Annotated in this window: 20 protein-coding genes and 1 tRNA gene; 16 read left to right on the top strand and 5 right to left on the bottom strand. The window is 65.1% G+C overall.

Annotation, left to right across the window (positions count from 1 at the left end; genetic code table 11):
* The first annotated feature begins 26 nt into the window (after positions 1-26).
* The 7 genes from LHJ54_RS05600 (at position 27) to LHJ54_RS05570 (ending at position 2,641) form a co-directional block, all read left to right on the top strand.
* Positions 27-326, top strand: coding sequence for a hypothetical protein (locus LHJ54_RS05600; protein ID WP_228242931.1), 300 nt, complete (start codon positions 27-29; stop codon positions 324-326).
* A complete protein-coding gene (locus LHJ54_RS05595; RefSeq protein ID WP_228242930.1) occupies positions 326-673 on the top strand; it encodes a hypothetical protein in 348 nt (115 codons plus the stop codon). The genes LHJ54_RS05600 and LHJ54_RS05595 overlap by 1 nt, the downstream gene beginning before the upstream one ends.
* Positions 673-1,014 carry a hypothetical protein gene (locus LHJ54_RS05590; RefSeq protein WP_228242929.1) on the top strand — a complete coding sequence of 114 codons (342 nt, stop codon included), beginning with the start codon at positions 673-675 and terminating at the stop codon, positions 1,012-1,014. Before LHJ54_RS05595 ends, LHJ54_RS05590 begins: the two co-directional genes overlap by 1 nt.
* Positions 1,011-1,292: a hypothetical protein gene (locus LHJ54_RS05585; RefSeq protein ID WP_228242928.1), complete on the top strand. Its 282-nt coding sequence runs from the start codon at positions 1,011-1,013 to the stop codon at positions 1,290-1,292. The genes LHJ54_RS05590 and LHJ54_RS05585 overlap by 4 nt, the downstream gene beginning before the upstream one ends.
* Before the next feature lie 21 nt (positions 1,293-1,313).
* The gene (locus LHJ54_RS05580) at positions 1,314-1,553 is read left to right on the top strand and encodes a hypothetical protein (protein WP_373457064.1); all 240 of its coding nucleotides are present in this window, start codon (positions 1,314-1,316) and stop codon (positions 1,551-1,553) included.
* A 66-nt stretch (positions 1,554-1,619) separates the two neighbouring features.
* Complete coding sequence (locus tag LHJ54_RS05575; protein ID WP_228242926.1) at positions 1,620-2,027, top strand: SufE family protein; 408 nt, start codon at positions 1,620-1,622, stop codon at positions 2,025-2,027.
* A gap of 23 nt (positions 2,028-2,050) precedes the next feature.
* Positions 2,051-2,641, top strand: a complete 591-nt coding sequence (locus LHJ54_RS05570) for a hypothetical protein (RefSeq protein ID WP_228242925.1) — start codon at positions 2,051-2,053, stop codon at positions 2,639-2,641.
* Here the strand turns inward: LHJ54_RS05570 and LHJ54_RS05565 are convergent.
* Genes LHJ54_RS05565 through LHJ54_RS05555 form a run of 3 tightly spaced genes read right to left on the bottom strand, consistent with a single transcriptional unit; the run spans position 2,638 to position 4,364 of the window.
* Positions 2,638-3,138 carry a sterol desaturase family protein gene (locus tag LHJ54_RS05565; protein WP_228242924.1) on the bottom strand — a complete coding sequence of 167 codons (501 nt, stop codon included), beginning with the start codon at positions 3,136-3,138 and terminating at the stop codon, positions 2,638-2,640. The genes LHJ54_RS05570 and LHJ54_RS05565 overlap by 4 nt on opposite strands.
* The gene (locus LHJ54_RS05560; protein ID WP_241721426.1) at positions 3,135-3,908 is read right to left on the bottom strand and encodes a fatty acid desaturase; all 774 of its coding nucleotides are present in this window, start codon (positions 3,906-3,908) and stop codon (positions 3,135-3,137) included. Before LHJ54_RS05560 ends, LHJ54_RS05565 begins: the two co-directional genes overlap by 4 nt.
* 42 nt (positions 3,909-3,950) lie before the next feature.
* Entirely contained in the window at positions 3,951-4,364 is a 414-nt protein-coding gene (locus LHJ54_RS05555; RefSeq protein WP_228242922.1) for a thioesterase family protein, read from the bottom strand.
* 132 nt (positions 4,365-4,496) lie between these two features.
* On the opposite strand from LHJ54_RS05555, the gene LHJ54_RS05550 reads away from it, so the two are divergent.
* The 7 genes from LHJ54_RS05550 (at position 4,497) to LHJ54_RS05520 (ending at position 7,954) form a co-directional block, all read left to right on the top strand.
* Entirely contained in the window at positions 4,497-4,661 is a 165-nt protein-coding gene (locus LHJ54_RS05550) for an isopropylmalate isomerase (protein ID WP_228242921.1), read from the top strand.
* A 14-nt stretch (positions 4,662-4,675) separates the two neighbouring features.
* Positions 4,676-5,671, top strand: a complete 996-nt coding sequence (locus LHJ54_RS05545; RefSeq protein ID WP_228242920.1) for an NADPH:quinone oxidoreductase family protein — start codon at positions 4,676-4,678, stop codon at positions 5,669-5,671.
* Positions 5,672-5,738: 67 nt separating this feature from the next.
* Positions 5,739-6,062, top strand: coding sequence for a DUF1476 domain-containing protein (locus LHJ54_RS05540; RefSeq protein WP_228242919.1), 324 nt, complete (start codon positions 5,739-5,741; stop codon positions 6,060-6,062).
* Positions 6,063-6,069: 7 nt separating this feature from the next.
* Entirely contained in the window at positions 6,070-6,303 is a 234-nt protein-coding gene (locus LHJ54_RS05535) for a BolA/IbaG family iron-sulfur metabolism protein (RefSeq protein WP_228242918.1), read from the top strand.
* 34 nt (positions 6,304-6,337) lie between these two features.
* Entirely contained in the window at positions 6,338-6,667 is a 330-nt protein-coding gene (gene grxD, locus LHJ54_RS05530; RefSeq protein WP_228242917.1) for a Grx4 family monothiol glutaredoxin, read from the top strand.
* 8 nt (positions 6,668-6,675) lie between these two features.
* Positions 6,676-7,455 (top strand): NUDIX domain-containing protein, encoded by a 780-nt coding sequence (locus LHJ54_RS05525; protein WP_228242916.1) that lies wholly within the window; start codon positions 6,676-6,678, stop codon positions 7,453-7,455.
* Positions 7,456-7,657: 202 nt separating this feature from the next.
* Positions 7,658-7,954, top strand: a complete 297-nt coding sequence (locus LHJ54_RS05520; protein ID WP_228242915.1) for an I78 family peptidase inhibitor — start codon at positions 7,658-7,660, stop codon at positions 7,952-7,954.
* Positions 7,955-8,020: 66 nt separating this feature from the next.
* On the opposite strand, the gene LHJ54_RS05515 is transcribed toward LHJ54_RS05520, so the two are convergent.
* Positions 8,021-11,311 (bottom strand): autotransporter outer membrane beta-barrel domain-containing protein, encoded by a 3,291-nt coding sequence (locus tag LHJ54_RS05515; RefSeq protein WP_228242914.1) that lies wholly within the window; start codon positions 11,309-11,311, stop codon positions 8,021-8,023.
* A 247-nt stretch (positions 11,312-11,558) separates the two neighbouring features.
* Between LHJ54_RS05515 and LHJ54_RS05510 the strand changes: the two genes are divergently transcribed.
* Positions 11,559-13,133, top strand: a complete 1,575-nt coding sequence (locus LHJ54_RS05510) for a mechanosensitive ion channel family protein (protein ID WP_228242913.1) — start codon at positions 11,559-11,561, stop codon at positions 13,131-13,133.
* A complete protein-coding gene (locus LHJ54_RS05505) occupies positions 13,126-13,866 on the top strand; it encodes a queuosine precursor transporter (RefSeq protein WP_228242912.1) in 741 nt (246 codons plus the stop codon). The genes LHJ54_RS05510 and LHJ54_RS05505 overlap by 8 nt, the downstream gene beginning before the upstream one ends.
* Positions 13,867-13,880: 14 nt before the next feature.
* On the opposite strand, the gene LHJ54_RS05500 is transcribed toward LHJ54_RS05505, so the two are convergent.
* Positions 13,881-13,957 (bottom strand) — tRNA-Arg (locus LHJ54_RS05500).
* Between the last annotated feature and the right edge of the window lie 12 nt (positions 13,958-13,969).

Here is a 13,969-nt window from a genome sequence, read left to right as displayed (position 1 = left end):
GGCCGCGAAAGGGGGAGTAGCATCAAATGGAATGGATGATCGGATTTGCGCCTTTCCTGATGGTCATCATGATCGTCTGGATCGTGTCCCGCGCCAAGCTGGAGAGCCGCAAGCTCAAGTACACGGCTTCCGAGACGGCGGAAAAGGCCGCGCAGTATGTCGGGCAGATCAAGAGCCTGGAGGACCGTGTCGCCGTGCTCGAGCGCATCGTCACCGACAGCGGCTACAACGTGTCCGCGCAGATCGAGGCGCTGCGCGACGTGCGACGGGTAGAGGACGAAGGTGCGGGCGTGATGCTGGGCACCGGCAACAGGGAGCGTGCGTGATGGACTGGAGCAATCCTGCCTTTATCCTGCTGATCATCGCCGTCAGCTATGGCGGCTGGCTCATCAACAACTGGATCCGCGCCAAGCACGGCTACCCCCTGGAAGACGAATACGGCGGCAAGAGCGTCCTGCCTGCGCAGGGCAGCGACCCCGCGCTGTCCGCGGAAAACGACCGGCTGCGCGAGGAACTGAAAACGGTGCTCGGCCGCGTGGCAGTGCTCGAACGCATCGTGACCGACAGGGGCTATAGCCTGGCCGAGGAAATCGAAGCGCTGCGCGAGCTGCCCAGCCCTGCACCGCAGGCACAAAGTGCTGCACCTCACAACCCGGCGAAGGAGCGTGCGTGATGAGCGCCGTTGATTTTCTCCCATACCTCGGCTGGATCATCCTCGCCTGCTTCATCCTCGGCGCCCTGGGAATTGCGGTTTCGTTCCAGACCACCAGGCTCAAGATCAAGAACGGCTATCCGCTGGAAGGCATGTGGGGCCAGTCACTGAAGCCCGGCAGCGACAAGCAGACAGCCGAGAGGGTCATGCTGCTGACGCAGGAAAATGCGCAGCTTCGCGCCGAGATCGGGTCGGTCAAGGACCGCCTCGCGAATGTGGAACGGATCGTCACCGACAGCGGCTACCACCTGGGGCACCAGATAGAGGCGCTACGACTGGAGCAGCGGGAGGACGCCAGATGAGCCTGTGGACCATGATCTTCCTGATCGTGCTGGTCAGCTGCGTGACGAGCATTTTCGTGGAGCGCCAGAAAACGCTGCGCAAGACCGGCGGCCTTGGCGAAGCGGACCGCCGCGCGCTTGAGGAGGAGCGCAGCCGCGCCCGGTCCGAGATCGCCGAACTGCGCGAACGGGTGAAGGTGCTGGAACGCATCGCCACCGATGGCCACACGCTGGGCGCAAGCGACACGCGCCGCATCGCGGCGGAAATCGACGCGCTGCGCGAAGAACAGAACCGCTGACCGGCAGGAGGAGAGGTGATGATGCCCGAACCTGTAACCGTGATCGCCCTCACCAGCCTGGTCGGCCTGTGCATCGTGACGGCCGGACTGCTCAAGGCCTGGCTCGCCTGGTTGCGGATCAGGGAACGGGAACTGGACCGCAACGCCGACCAGCCGCGGCCGGAACGCGGGTCGCCCGAAGGGGCAGCGCGGATCGAACTGGCCGACCTCAAGGAACGCATCCGCAAGCTGGAAGCCATTGCGAACGGCGTGGATCTCTGAAAGGCAAGGCGGCCGGGCTTCGCCGCGCATTGTCGGGTATATCATTCCCCGCTAAGGCAGCCAGCCATGCGCTCGCTCGATGACATCCGCGAAGAATACGAATTTCTCGACGGCGACGAACGCTATCGCCTGCTGATCGAACTGGGACGCGAACTGGAACCGATGCCGGACGCACTCAAGACCGACGCGACACTGGTGCGCGGCTGCTCCGCCCAGGTCTGGGTGTATCCGACCCCGGCGGGCGACAGGCTGCATTTTCTGGCGGACAGCAACGCGGCCATTACCAAAGGCATTGTTGCGCTGGTGATCGCGGCGGTGCAGGACAAGCCGGCAGCAGATGTTGCCGCGATGGACATCGCCGGGGCGCTGGCACCGTTCGGGCTGGAAAAGCAACTGTCGTCAAACCGCACCCAGGGCGTGCCCAATATGATCAGCCTGATCAAGTCACACGCCGAACGGCTGGCAACGGTTTAGGCACACTGGCGCAAGGCAGCATCGTGCCCGGCTACGACTGGCGGCAGAACCTGGCCGGCGCGGACTTCGCCGACTGGTTCACTGTTGCCGCTTACGGCCTCGCCATTGCCGCTGCTATGGTGGCGGCACGCGGCGCGCGGGCGCACGAGCGGACGCAGGACGGGCTGTTCTGGCACTTTGTCGCCTTGGCGCTCGGCTTCCTGGCGGCGAACGAGCTGCTCGACCTCCAGACACTGCTCACCGCGCTGGGCAAGCAGGCAGCCTTGAACGAAGGCTGGTACGATCAGCGTCGCGTTGTGCAGATGTGGTTCATCCTGGCCCTGCTGATCGGAGCATTGCTTGGAGGCGCGGCCATCGTCTGGCTGACACGCAGGTCTCAGGCCGCCATCCGCCTCGCAATCGGCGGCCTCGCGTTCATTGCGGTTTTCGTCCTCGTCCGCGCAGCGTCGTTCCATCATACGGACGAATGGCTCGGCCGCGATCTGTCGCTCATCGACTATGGCACGGCGCAGGAAGTGACGGGCATCGCGCTGGTGGCATTCGCGGCGGTCCTGTACCGGCGCGCCCTTGCCCGCTCCGCGCCTCCGCAAGCGAGCGGAAGCAGCGGGCGCTAGGCTCCCACGCTGTCCCGGACGCGAGCGATGCCGGCTTCGCGCTGGCGTTTCAGTTCCGCTTTCAGCTTGGCGGGGCTCCGCGCCAGAACGAAACCGAAGCTGACCCCGCCCTCCTTGCCGATGGTCGCGTGGTGCAGCTTGTGCGCCTGCACCAGCCGCTTGGCATAACCGCGCTTGGGCACCCATTTGAAATACCGCTGATGAACCAGCCCGTCGTGCACGAAGGTATAGATGAGGCCATAAAGGGTGATGCCAAAAGCGGTCCACCACAGCGCATCCGACCAGACATAGCCGACGGCAAACATGATGAACACGATGGTGCCGAACACGACGGCATACAAGTCGTTCTTCTCAAGCGCATTGTCATGGGGTTCGTGGTGGTCGCGGTGCCACGCCCAGCCCCACCCGTGCATCACGTATTTGTGCGCCCACCAGGCAAACAGTTCCATGCCGATCACGGCGGCGGCGACGATGGCGATGATTTCGAGCGTACTCATGCTGTTACCATATCGGCTTTGCTGACTTGGCTGCGACGCCAGGCCGGCAGTTGCCACCACGGCACATGCGGCGCGAGGTGGTGTTCGTGATGATACCCAAAATGGAAACAGGTGGCGAGGCTGCGCAGCGTGCCAAAGCCTTCGCTGCGGGCATTGTGCTGGTCGGCGAAGGCGCCGCGCCGGTGGTTGTGCGGGCGGTAAGTACCGAAGTAGAACAATTGCAGCGACGACAGGATTGCCGGCGCGCCGTACAGCAGCACGATCTTGGTCATGGGCACATCCAGCACCAGCCAGTAAAGGGTCACCACCGTGCTGACGAACAGGATCGAGTTCCAACCGAAATAGCGGCGGATAAAGGTCGCGTACCAGCGCCAGAAACGGGTCGGGTGCTGCTCGTCGAAATCGGGATCCCCCGCCCGCCCGGCATGGCGATGGTGCGCAAAGTGTGCCTCGCGCATCCGGCGCCAGACAAAACCAGCGTACAGGAACAGCAGACTTGCGCCGACTGCCGTGTTGATCCGCCTGCCGCCGGGCACCAGCGAGCCGTGCATCGCGTCATGGCTGATAATGAACAGGCCGACCGACAACCAGCACTGCACGGCCGCCATCAGCAGCGCGAGCGGCAAACTGGCCCAGGTCAGGTCGAACACGAACATGGCGTAGACATGGATGCCCAGCCAGCCCGCGAAAACCAGCGCCGCCAGGATCAGGCCAATCACGGCCTGCCGATTGCCGCTGCGGCGCGACCGAAGGGATGATGCGTAGTGCATGCTCAGCCCATATAGGCCGCCTCACAGCGCACGCAAAGCGGTTCAGGACGGGGTGGCGACGCCTTCGCCGAAAAAGTACCGGGCGACTTCTTCGCCAATGCGCGCGGGCCGGTGCGTGACTGCATCAAGGCAGCACCAGGCCGATTTCACCTCCGCCAGCACCTCTTCGCCGCGGCTGATCACGGTGGTGTAGAACGCGCGCACCCCGGCGATCTTCTCCAGCACGGTGCTGGCCACCACCTCGTCATCCAGGAAGGCCGGCTTGCGGTATGTGATCTCGTGCTTGAGCGCGACCCACGCGCGGCTGGCGACCGCATCGGCCGGGGCCAGCTTGCGCCAGTGCGCCAGCACCGCGTCCTGCACCCATGACAGGTAACGCGCGTTGTTGACGTGCCCCATGAAGTCGATGTCAGCGGGCACGATGCGGATGGGGAAGGCGAAAGGTTTGGCTGACATGGGTGTAAGCTAACCGCGAAATCGTTACCGCGCCATGACTCTCGCCAAAAAGATTTGCCGCCATCGGGCGTCCGAGTTGTTTTTGGCGGCCTTGCACTTGCCCCCGACCGACGAAAGCCGCATGACACCGCCATGACCAGCAAAGTCCCACGCGCCGCCGGGAAAGCGGCAGTTGCCATCGGCTCTGCGGCCATTGCCGCGGCGCTGCTCTACTCCTCCCGGCGCAAGGACCGGCAGGAAAAGGACAAGCCGGCCCCGCCGCACACCCCAACGGGCGAGCCGCCGCAGACGGATTGACAGGGAACCCACGAATGAAAGCATTGCTCTCGAACGAGGTCGGCGGACCGGAAACACTGGTTCTGGCGGAAATCGACTCTCCTGTCGCCGGACCGGGACAGGTCGTGATCGATGTCGCGGCCTGCGCGATCAATTTCCCCGATGCCCTGATCATTCGCGACCTCTACCAGATGAAGCCGCCCCGCCCGTTCTCGCCCGGCAGCGAGATCTCCGGCACGATCGCATCGCTGGGCGAAGGCGTGACGGGCTGGCAGGTGGGCGAAAAGGTCATCGCCGGTCTGGGCAGCGGAGGGTTGCGCGAACAGATCGTCGTGGAAGCGGCCCGGTTGTTCCGCGTCCCGGACAGCATCGACCTGATCGAGGCATCCGCGCTGCTGATGACCTATGGTACGTCCATTCACGCGCTGAAGGACCGGGGCCACATCAAGGCCGGCGAAACGGTGCTGGTGCTGGGTGCGGCGGGCGGCGTCGGCCTGTCCGCCGTCGAGCTTGCCAAGGCTTACGGATGCCGGGTGGTCGCGGGTGTCTCCAGCGAGGAAAAGGCGCAGGCCGCGCGCAAGTCGGGCGCGGACGAAGTCGTCATCTACCCGCGCGCGCCGTTCGACAAAGACCAGTCGAAGGCGCTGGCCAATCAGTTCAAGGAAGCCGTCGGGCCGAACGGCGCCGACATCATCTATGACGTGGTGGGCGGCGATTATTCGGAACCCGCGCTGCGGGCGATCGCCTGGGAAGGCCGGCTGCTGGTTATCGGGTTCCCGGCCGGCATCGCCAAAATGCCGCTCAACCTGACGCTTTTGAAAAGCTGCGACATTCGCGGCGTGTTCTGGGGCGCGTTCACCATGCGCGAACCGGAACGCAACGCTGCCAACATCGCCGAACTGTTCGACCTGTGGCGGGCGGGCAAGATCAGGCCGACGATCTCGGAGACCTATACCCTCGCTCAGGCACCCGAAGCCATCGCCAAGCTGGAACGGCGCGAAGCGGTCGGCAAGCTGGTTGTCACCATGTGAGGCGACGCTTGTTGCCGGTGGGCAGCGGGGCTAATGCGGCAGTCAAGATTGTACAGCGAGGATGCTCATGACCGATTTTTCCGACCGCCAGCGGGGTGAAGAAGCGAAGTTCGCCTTCGACGAGGAGAACGCCTTCAAACTGGCCGCACGGCGCAACCGTCTGCTGGGCCAGTGGGCTGCCGGCAAGATGAACCTCACGCCCGAGGAAACCGACAGCTACGCAACGGCCGTCGTGCAGGCCGATTTCGAGGAAGCTGGCGACGCCGATGTCGTGCGCAAGGTCCTGGGCGATCTGACCGCCGCTGGTCACGACACGACCGAAGCCGATGTGCGCGCCGCGCTGGAGGATTGCGAGGCAGAGGCCCGCCGCCAGTTGATCGGCAACGGGTAAGCTCGCCATGCCCATGCCTGCCGAGGAGATCAGCCGCCTGATCGGCGACGCCCTGCCGGGAGCACAGGTCGTTATCCGCGATCTGGCCGGGGACGGCGACCATTATGCCGCGGAAGTCGTCGCGCCGCAGTTCTCCGGCCTGCCCCGCGTCAAGCAGCACAAGCTGGTTTACGACGCGCTGGGCGGCCGCGTGGGCGGCGTGCTCCACGCCTTGCAACTGACGACGCGCGCTCCCAACTGATCCGGACCAGCCAACAACAACAGGGTTCAAGCCCATGTCCGACGCACACCAACGCATTTCCGACATCGTCCACGGCAACGACGTCGTGCTGTTCATGAAGGGGACGCCGCTGTTCCCGCAGTGCGGTTTTTCCAGCAAGGCGGTGCAGATTCTCGACCACTGCAACGTCGCGTACAAAAGTTTCGATGTCCTGCAGGACATGGAAGTGCGCCAGGGCATCAAGGCATATTCCGACTGGCCCACGATCCCGCAACTCTATGTGAAGGGTGAGTTCGTGGGCGGCAGCGATATCATGACGGAAATGTTTGAAGCAGGCGAACTGCAGGAACTGCTCGCCGAAAAGCACGTCACAGCGGCCGGCTAGCGCCCGCCTTGCAAGACGGCGCACAACTTCAAGGCATACCTGCAGCGACGCTGATCGTCTTCCGTCACGGGAGCGCGGGTGGACCCCCGGAAATCCTGATGGTGGTGCGGTCCCGTTCGCTGGTGTTTGCGGGCGGTGCCGCCGTATTCCCCGGCGGCCGGGTCGATGAGGCGGACCGGGCATTGGCAGCGCGGCTCGATCATGGCTGCGCCAACCCGGACGAGGCAGCGCACCGGATTGCCGCGGTGCGCGAAACGCTGGAGGAAACCGGGCTGGCCGTGGGTCTGCACGGCACGGTCGATGCAGCGCGCGCGGCGGATGCGCGCGCAATGCTGCTTGCGGAAGGGGCGCTGGCGCCGGTGCTGGACCGGTTTTGCTGGCGGATTGAATTTGCCGCATTGACGCCGTTCACCCGCTGGCTCCCCAAGGGTATGAAGCACGAGCGTATTTTCGACACCCGCTTCTATCTTGCCGATCTGGGCACCGGCGCGGTCGACGTGACAGTGGATGCGACGGAAAACACGCGCTTGTTCTGGACCACCGCACAAGGTGCGCTGAGGGCGGCGGAGCGAGGCGAGATCAGCGTCATTTTTCCCACGCGCCGCAATCTGGAACGACTGGCCACCTTTCCCGACTTCGCCGCCGCGCGCGCACAGGCCGAAGCACTGCCTCGCGGCACGGTGTCGCCTAAGATCGTGGAACGGGACGGCACCCGCTGGCTGACTATCCCCGAAGGCCTGGGTTATCCGGTCACGCAGGAGCGGCTGGACAGCGCGTTTCGCGGGTGATCCGCCGGGGTCACGCTGGCTAGGAGGAGGCGTGGGGCACGCGATGCCCCGGTTCGCCGCATGAGAGCAGCTGAACTCAGTTATCCATCGCGTCGCCAGGCTGGACCGCACTTTGCGGCGGCTTTACACCGGCTGCATGCCGCTTCGCCTTGCACTCTGCCTCCCGCTGCTCGTGACAGCCTGTGTGCAACAGGAGGTGCCGGTGGCTGACACGATTGGAACGACACCGCCGGTCGAGGGCAGCGCCGCCGACGAAGCTCGCGACGCGGCGGTTCGGGATTTGAACCGGCTGATCAGCGCCTGCGATGCGGCGGCGGTGCAGCGGCGGGTGGGTGCACGGCTGGACCGGGTGCTTCAGCACGCCTTGCTGGAGGAAAGCAGCGCGGCGGATCTGCGGGTGGTGCGGCCCGGGCAACCGGTATCCCGGGATCTGCGCACCGACCGGCTCACCGTGGAGGTCGACGGGCAAGACGTGATCACGCGCCTTACTTGCGGCTAAGGGAAACCTGTTCCAGCAAAAAGGGCCGCCGGATCGCTCCAGCGGCCCTCCCCCTGCTAAGCCCGATCAGAAGCGGATGGTGAGATCGGCCATCGCACGGTCATCCCGCAGATCGCTGCGACCGACCGAGGTTTCGAAGCCGGCGCCCAGTTGCAGCGTGCGGTTGCCCACGGTGAAGCCGCCCTTCAACTCGCCCCACTGGTTGTCGCCGCCGGCCAGTGGCAAGGCAATCGCCACGTAATCGGCCCCGGCAAACCGCACTTCCATGCCGCTCTCCGCGCCATCCAGCAGGCGGACGTAATCCGCCTGCAGCTGCGGCACGAAAGTCCAGCCGTTGCCGAGACTGTGGGAACCGGCCAGCTTCATCCCCACCTTGGCATCGACCCGCTGGGTGGTGACATCGTCGATCGCAAGGGCGGCTTCACCGCCCAACTCGGTCATGCTGGACAGCTGGGCGCGGGTATAGCCCAGCTGCACCCGCGGGGTCAGCGTCAGGCCGCGCGCAATGTCGACATTGACGCCGGTTTCGCTGACCAGGGCGATGCGCGAGGCGTCCTGCTCTCCGAACAGGCTGGACCCGCCCGCCAGGCCGATACCGAACCGCGCGGTGCGGATGCGGGCCTGCTCCATATTGGCCGCGAACCCGGTATAGGCCCCGCCCCCCAGCTGGTAGCTGCCATACAGCGCCACCTGATCGAGGGTGGAGCGTGCCTGGTCCCCGCCGCCGAAGCTGGACCCGCTGGCATGGCCCGCTGCAATTCCCAGCATGAAGTTGCGGGCAACTTCGTGTTCCAGCCCCATTCCGAAATAGGTGGAGCGGGTGCCGTCCTCGACCCGGTCGGCCGAGTAGCCGAGGCTCTGCCCCGCGACGATGCCGCCGGTGACGAAACCGGTGACGCCTTCGGGCAGGGCAAGCGCACGCTGCTGGTCGGGAGCGAGGCCGGCAAACCCGGCGCGGGTCAGCTGTGCCGCCCGCGTCGTCCCGTCCTGATCGATCACACCCAGTGGCGAACCGATGATGGAGAGGGTGCCGGTCGTCGCCTGGGCCGAACCGATCGTGGACAAGCGGTCGGTGACGACGCCGAAGAGTTGCCTGCTCTGCCGTTCGAACAGCTGCCTGCCCTGCTCGTTCGAGCGCGGCGCCAGGCTGCTCAGCGACTGGGTCAGGGCGGCACCATCCATCAGGTCGACCGCGCCATACAGGTTGTAGAGCGAGGTGTAGGACCGGTCCCGCAGCAGGTCGAGCGCCACCGCGAACGCCGTTGCCGTCAGGGCGTTGGGGCTGATCAGGTCGGACAGCCGCCCTGCCTGCAGCGTGGCCGTCACCTCGTTCCCGGTGTAGGTCAGCTCCGGCCGCAGCACGCCCAGCGCGGCATAGGTCTTGCCGAACTGCCCGTCGATGCCGGTCCCTGCCTGCGCGATGGTGAACGTCTGGCCCCAGCGCGGCGCGGCGCCCGCCGCCTTGTTGATGACCAGCTTGCTGCCGATCGCGTTGGCATCGCCGGGGTCCGACAGCGACAGGGTGCCGGTGACCGACAGCCGGTCCGATCCTGCCCGGTTCAGTTCGATCATCAGGGTCGAGCCGGACGCCAGGATCGCATTGCCGTCGATGGTGAGGGTTCCGGTGCCACGTGCCGCGCCCGGTGCGATGATGCTGGCCACCGACGTCAGGAACGGCGTGCGGAACGTGCCCGTGCCCGACAGCACGCCGGACAGCAGGAAGGTTTCGTTGGCCGAGATCCTGCCGTTCAAATCCGTCCAGCCGAGCAGCTGCGTATAGTCACCCAGCACGCTGAGCGACGCACCCTGCGCCACCTCCAGCTTGGCAAGGCCCTCCATGGTGAACCGGTCGATGGTGATGTCGGCGCCCGACAGCGTGGTTGAACCGCGGTTCAGCGTCACGTCAAAATAGCGCGGGCGAATGCCGGCCTGCGGATTGGCGCGGATGTTGTTCGGCACGAAGTTCTGGGTGCCCGGTCCGCCCTCCACAAAGAACTGCGGGCCGGTCGCGCCAACTACCGCGTCCTGTTCGAACTGCGTGCATTGGCCGGTCTTGGGGAACGGGAACGTCAGCTGAATGCCGCAGACCTCGCCGAACTTCGCGCCTTCCCCGCCGACCTCCGCGCCCGGCGCGTTCGGCAGCCGGTTGAGCAGATTGCCATCAAGCCCGACCAGGTAATTGGGGTCCATCGCCTGCACCCAGTGGTTCGGATCGGTCCACTGCCCCTTGCCGCCCTTGGTGGTCGCGTAAACATAGGGGTTGTTGGCGACGATCACCTGCCAGAAGGCGTGGAGCGGTTGATAGAAGCTGTAGCTGCCATAAGCGTCGCCAAACTGCGTGCCAAAGATGCTGCCCCCGCCGGACAGGACGCCGATGATAACATCGCGATTGTATTTCTGGTCCAGCACCAGCGGCCCGCCGGAATCGCCGCCCGCAGTCGTGCCTTCACGCGGTAGAGGCGTGTCGCCACTGCCGAAAATCCCGAAGTCGAGCCGCAGCTGGGTCACGTCGTAAATGCCGCTGGGGTCGGTGAAGGCGGTGAAATACAGGTTCTGCGGCAAACCGCCCGCGCTGAAGCCCAGCCCCGTGTCCAGATCGTCGAGCGAACCCAGGAACGAGACGTAGTTTTCCGCGATGCGGCGGCGCCAGTCGATGCCCAGATTGCCACTGGCATTGGTGCCACGACCACCATAGCCGATGATGGTCACGTGCTCCTGCTGGTCGATCGGGGTGAACAGCATCGCCCAGGTCGGGATATCGAAAGCCGGCGTGTCGAGCGTCGCGAGGGCGATGTCCGCTTCGAGAAAGCCGAATGCCAGCGAGCGCTGGTCGTACCACAGGTGCTCGACGTTGTAGAGGTTCAGCGCCTTGTTGGTGGCATTGACGGTACCGCCGTCGAGGCCCAGCCATTGCCGCACCGCCGGAAGATTGTCGGCGTTGAACCCGAAGCTCATCGGCACTCCGCCGGTCGGAGAGCCATAGGCATCCGCTGGCCGGTTGTTGGCGCAGTGCGCGGCGAACAGGACCGTTCGCGGATTGATGAGCGATCCGGTGCACAGGCCAACGGAAAAGGAGGTTGGACTGTTGCGGATAACCATCTGCCCCACTCCCGTGACCCCGCTGTCCAGGGCACCGGCCGGCGCCGGAACGTTCGGGAGGATGTCGTCACGGGTGATGATCTGCGCATCCCGTGAAGGGGCGAGGCTCACTGCGTCGCTGGTCACAGAGGCGCTGGGGCGGTCGATGCTGATCGCCGGAGCCCCCTGTTCCTGTGCCAGGGCGACCCCGGGAAGGACCAGAGCCAGAGCTGAACTTGCGGCCAGCAGGCCGGTGCGAAGCGCATGTTGAGTTGTCATGTGGTCCCCGTTTTGCAGCAGGCAGGGCGTCAGACTCGGTAGAACAGCCCTTTCTCCATCAGCAGCAGGTTAATGAAAGATGACCAGAGGTCGAGCCTAAAGTTCACAAAACTTGCGCGAACAGTGGATAACGCGGCTGCTTGTGTCGATGTGATGCGAGTTGGCCGGCTCAGGTTGCGGTTTGCGCAACCGCCTCCGGCTAGTGTCACCCTTGCACAATGGCGCCGGCTTTTGCCAAAGGAGCCGCATGCGTTGGCTTCTGCGGTCCGGACTTATTCTAATGTGCCTTGCGGTGGCCGGATACCCGGCAACCCGCGCGGATGCGCAACTGCTCCCCACGGGTGACGCGACGGCGAGCCAACCTGAACCCGATCCCTACGGGCGGGAAACGCCGCGCAGCGCCGTCACCGGCCTGCTCCGCGCATTTGCGGAACAGAATTACGAGGTTGCGGCCCAGTACCTTGCCGTACCGGCCCGCCAGCAAGACGAGGCCGCAGCGCTTGCTCTGGCGCTCAGGAACGCGCTCAATTCGGGCGGGTCGCTGAAACCCTACGCCGAACTTTCGAACGACCCTGCCGGCACCACCGGAGACGGGCTGGCCCCGCACCTTGACCAGATCGGCATCCTGTCGCGCGACACAGCCGATCCAATCCTGCTCCAGCGGTTCGAGGCCGAAGGCGCCGCGCCGGTCTGGCAGATTTCGGCGGAGACGCTGCAACTGCTGGAGCCGACGCCCCAGGAGGCGCAGCAGGCCGCGGAGCCGGTCCCCGAGACCAGCGTGGTTGCGGGCGCACCCCTTGCCGACTGGCTGACGCTGATCGGCATTCTGCTGATCGTGTTTGTCGGGTTCTGGGTCGTCTCGTCGCTCATCCTGTGGCTGCTGCGGCGCACGTTGACGATAGATTCGCCGGTCTATCATCTGCTGAATGCCGCGCTTCCGCCGCTGGCGCTGTTCCTGTCCTTTGTCGTGTTCCGCATCTTTGGCGAGGATGCGCCGGTGTCGATCATCGCGCGTCAGACGCTCCTGCGCTACCTCGGCATTCTAGGCGTCGTGGCGCTGGTCTGGTTCCTGCTGAGGCTGGTGGACGCGGTGGCGAGCTGGCTGACTTCGCGGATGGAGCGAGCCGATCGCCGGCAAGCGGCTTCCGTGATCGTATTCGCCCGCCGCGTCATCAAGGTTATCCTGCTGGCGCTGGCGTTGATCGGGGTGCTCGACACGCTGGGGTTCAATGTGACCACCGGGGTCGCTGCGCTGGGCATCGGCGGGCTGGTCCTTGCCCTTGGCGCACAGAAGTCGGTGGAAAACCTCGTCGGCACCGTCAGCGTCCTGGCCGACCGTCCAATCCAGGTGGGCGATGTCTGCAAGGTCGGCGGTGTCATCGGGACGGTCGAGGATATCGGCATCCGTTCCACCCGGATCCGCACAACCGACCGAACGGTTGTCACCATTCCGAACGGCGATTTCTCGTCGGAGCGGATCGAAAACTATTCGCAGCGCGACCGCCACCTGTTCAGAGTGGTCATAGGGCTGGAATATTCTTTGAGCGCGGCGCGGCTGCGACAGGCATTGAACATCATCAAGCAAGTGCTGGCCGAGCATCCCAAAGTGGCCGAGGACGCGCGTGCCACGCTAAAGGATTTCGCGCCGGACTCCCTGGCGGTTGAAACCTTCGCATATATCGATGTCGCCGATTACACGGAAAGCGTGTTCATCCGCCAGGAACTGCTGCTGGAAATCTACCGCCGGCTGGAGGAAGCTGACGTCGGCTTCGCCTTCCCCACGCGCACGCTGTACCTGCGGCAGGGCGAACCGGATGCGTGACCCCGCGGCCCGCCCGCTGACCGGGCAGGCGCTCGCCCAGGCGAACTTCCGGTATTACCCCTATGTCATGGCGGCGTTCATCGCCATTCTGCTGCTGTCCAACGTCATCGGCGCGGCCAAGCCCAGCTACATCGTCCTGCCCGGCGGTGGGCAATGGGCATTCGGTGCGGGGGTGCTGTTCTTCCCTGTCAGCTACATCATTGGGGACATCCTGACCGAAGTGTATGGTTACGCCAACGCGCGGCGGGTCATCTGGACCGGCTTTGCCGCGCTCGTGTTCATGGCGTTCATGGCCGCCGTGGTAGTGGCCCTGCCCCCGGCCGCCGGATGGCCGGGACAGGAAGCGTATGAGTTCGTGTTCGGCAATTCGTGGCGCATCGTGCTCGCCTCGATCCTGGCATTCTGGGCGGGCGAGTTCGCGAACGCCTACGTGCTCGCCCGCCTCAAGGTCATCACACACGGGCGATTTCTGTGGGTGCGGACGATCGGTTCCACGGTGGTGGGGCAGGGCCTCGACAGCGCGATCTTCTATCCGCTCGCGTTCTGGGGTCTGGCGGGCTGGCCGGTGGAGCAACTGTGGCAGGTCGTCCTGTCGCAGTGGGCGATCAAGGTCGCATGGGAAGCGCTGCTGACGCCAGTGACCTATTGGGTCGTCGGTTTTCTCAAGCGGCGCGAAGGGGTCGAGGCGTTCGACAGCGCAACCGATTTTTCCCCGTTCGGCGGCCGCAGCTGACGTCCGGAAAGAGTTGGCGCGCCCTGCAGGAGTCGAACCTGCGGCCTCAAGATTAGAAGTCTCGTGCTCTATCCAGCTGAGCTAAGGGCGCGTCCGCGCGAGG

It is taken from the genome of Porphyrobacter sp. GA68 (assembly GCF_022605525.1).
Taxonomy (GTDB): Bacteria; Pseudomonadota; Alphaproteobacteria; order Sphingomonadales; family Sphingomonadaceae; genus Qipengyuania_B.
The sequence above is the reverse complement of the archived record's forward strand: the minus strand, read 5'-3'. Positions and strand labels throughout refer to the sequence as shown.

Excerpts from the sequence above, each read along its gene's own strand:
- LHJ54_RS05560 (WP_241721426.1), bottom strand. The coding sequence starts at position 3,908 with ATGCACTACGCATCATCCCTTCGGTCGCGCCGCAGCGGCAATCGGCAG.
- LHJ54_RS05540 (WP_228242919.1), top strand. The coding sequence starts at position 5,739 with ATGACCGATTTTTCCGACCGCCAGCGGGGTGAAGAAGCGAAGTTCGCC.
- LHJ54_RS05555 (WP_228242922.1), bottom strand. The coding sequence starts at position 4,364 with ATGTCAGCCAAACCTTTCGCCTTCCCCATCCGCATCGTGCCCGCTGAC.
- LHJ54_RS05550 (WP_228242921.1), top strand. The coding sequence starts at position 4,497 with ATGACCAGCAAAGTCCCACGCGCCGCCGGGAAAGCGGCAGTTGCCATC.
- LHJ54_RS05590 (WP_228242929.1), top strand. The coding sequence starts at position 673 with ATGAGCGCCGTTGATTTTCTCCCATACCTCGGCTGGATCATCCTCGCC.
- LHJ54_RS05535 (WP_228242918.1), top strand. The coding sequence starts at position 6,070 with ATGCCCATGCCTGCCGAGGAGATCAGCCGCCTGATCGGCGACGCCCTG.
- LHJ54_RS05515 (WP_228242914.1), bottom strand. The coding sequence starts at position 11,311 with ATGACAACTCAACATGCGCTTCGCACCGGCCTGCTGGCCGCAAGTTCA.
- LHJ54_RS05585 (WP_228242928.1), top strand. The coding sequence starts at position 1,011 with ATGAGCCTGTGGACCATGATCTTCCTGATCGTGCTGGTCAGCTGCGTG.
- LHJ54_RS05595 (WP_228242930.1), top strand. The coding sequence starts at position 326 with ATGGACTGGAGCAATCCTGCCTTTATCCTGCTGATCATCGCCGTCAGC.
- LHJ54_RS05580 (WP_373457064.1), top strand. The coding sequence starts at position 1,314 with ATGCCCGAACCTGTAACCGTGATCGCCCTCACCAGCCTGGTCGGCCTG.
- LHJ54_RS05565 (WP_228242924.1), bottom strand. The coding sequence starts at position 3,138 with ATGAGTACGCTCGAAATCATCGCCATCGTCGCCGCCGCCGTGATCGGC.
- LHJ54_RS05600 (WP_228242931.1), top strand. The coding sequence starts at position 27 with ATGGAATGGATGATCGGATTTGCGCCTTTCCTGATGGTCATCATGATC.
- grxD (WP_228242917.1), top strand. The coding sequence starts at position 6,338 with ATGTCCGACGCACACCAACGCATTTCCGACATCGTCCACGGCAACGAC.
- LHJ54_RS05545 (WP_228242920.1), top strand. The coding sequence starts at position 4,676 with ATGAAAGCATTGCTCTCGAACGAGGTCGGCGGACCGGAAACACTGGTT.
- LHJ54_RS05510 (WP_228242913.1), top strand. The coding sequence starts at position 11,559 with ATGCGTTGGCTTCTGCGGTCCGGACTTATTCTAATGTGCCTTGCGGTG.
- LHJ54_RS05505 (WP_228242912.1), top strand. The coding sequence starts at position 13,126 with ATGCGTGACCCCGCGGCCCGCCCGCTGACCGGGCAGGCGCTCGCCCAG.
- LHJ54_RS05575 (WP_228242926.1), top strand. The coding sequence starts at position 1,620 with ATGCGCTCGCTCGATGACATCCGCGAAGAATACGAATTTCTCGACGGC.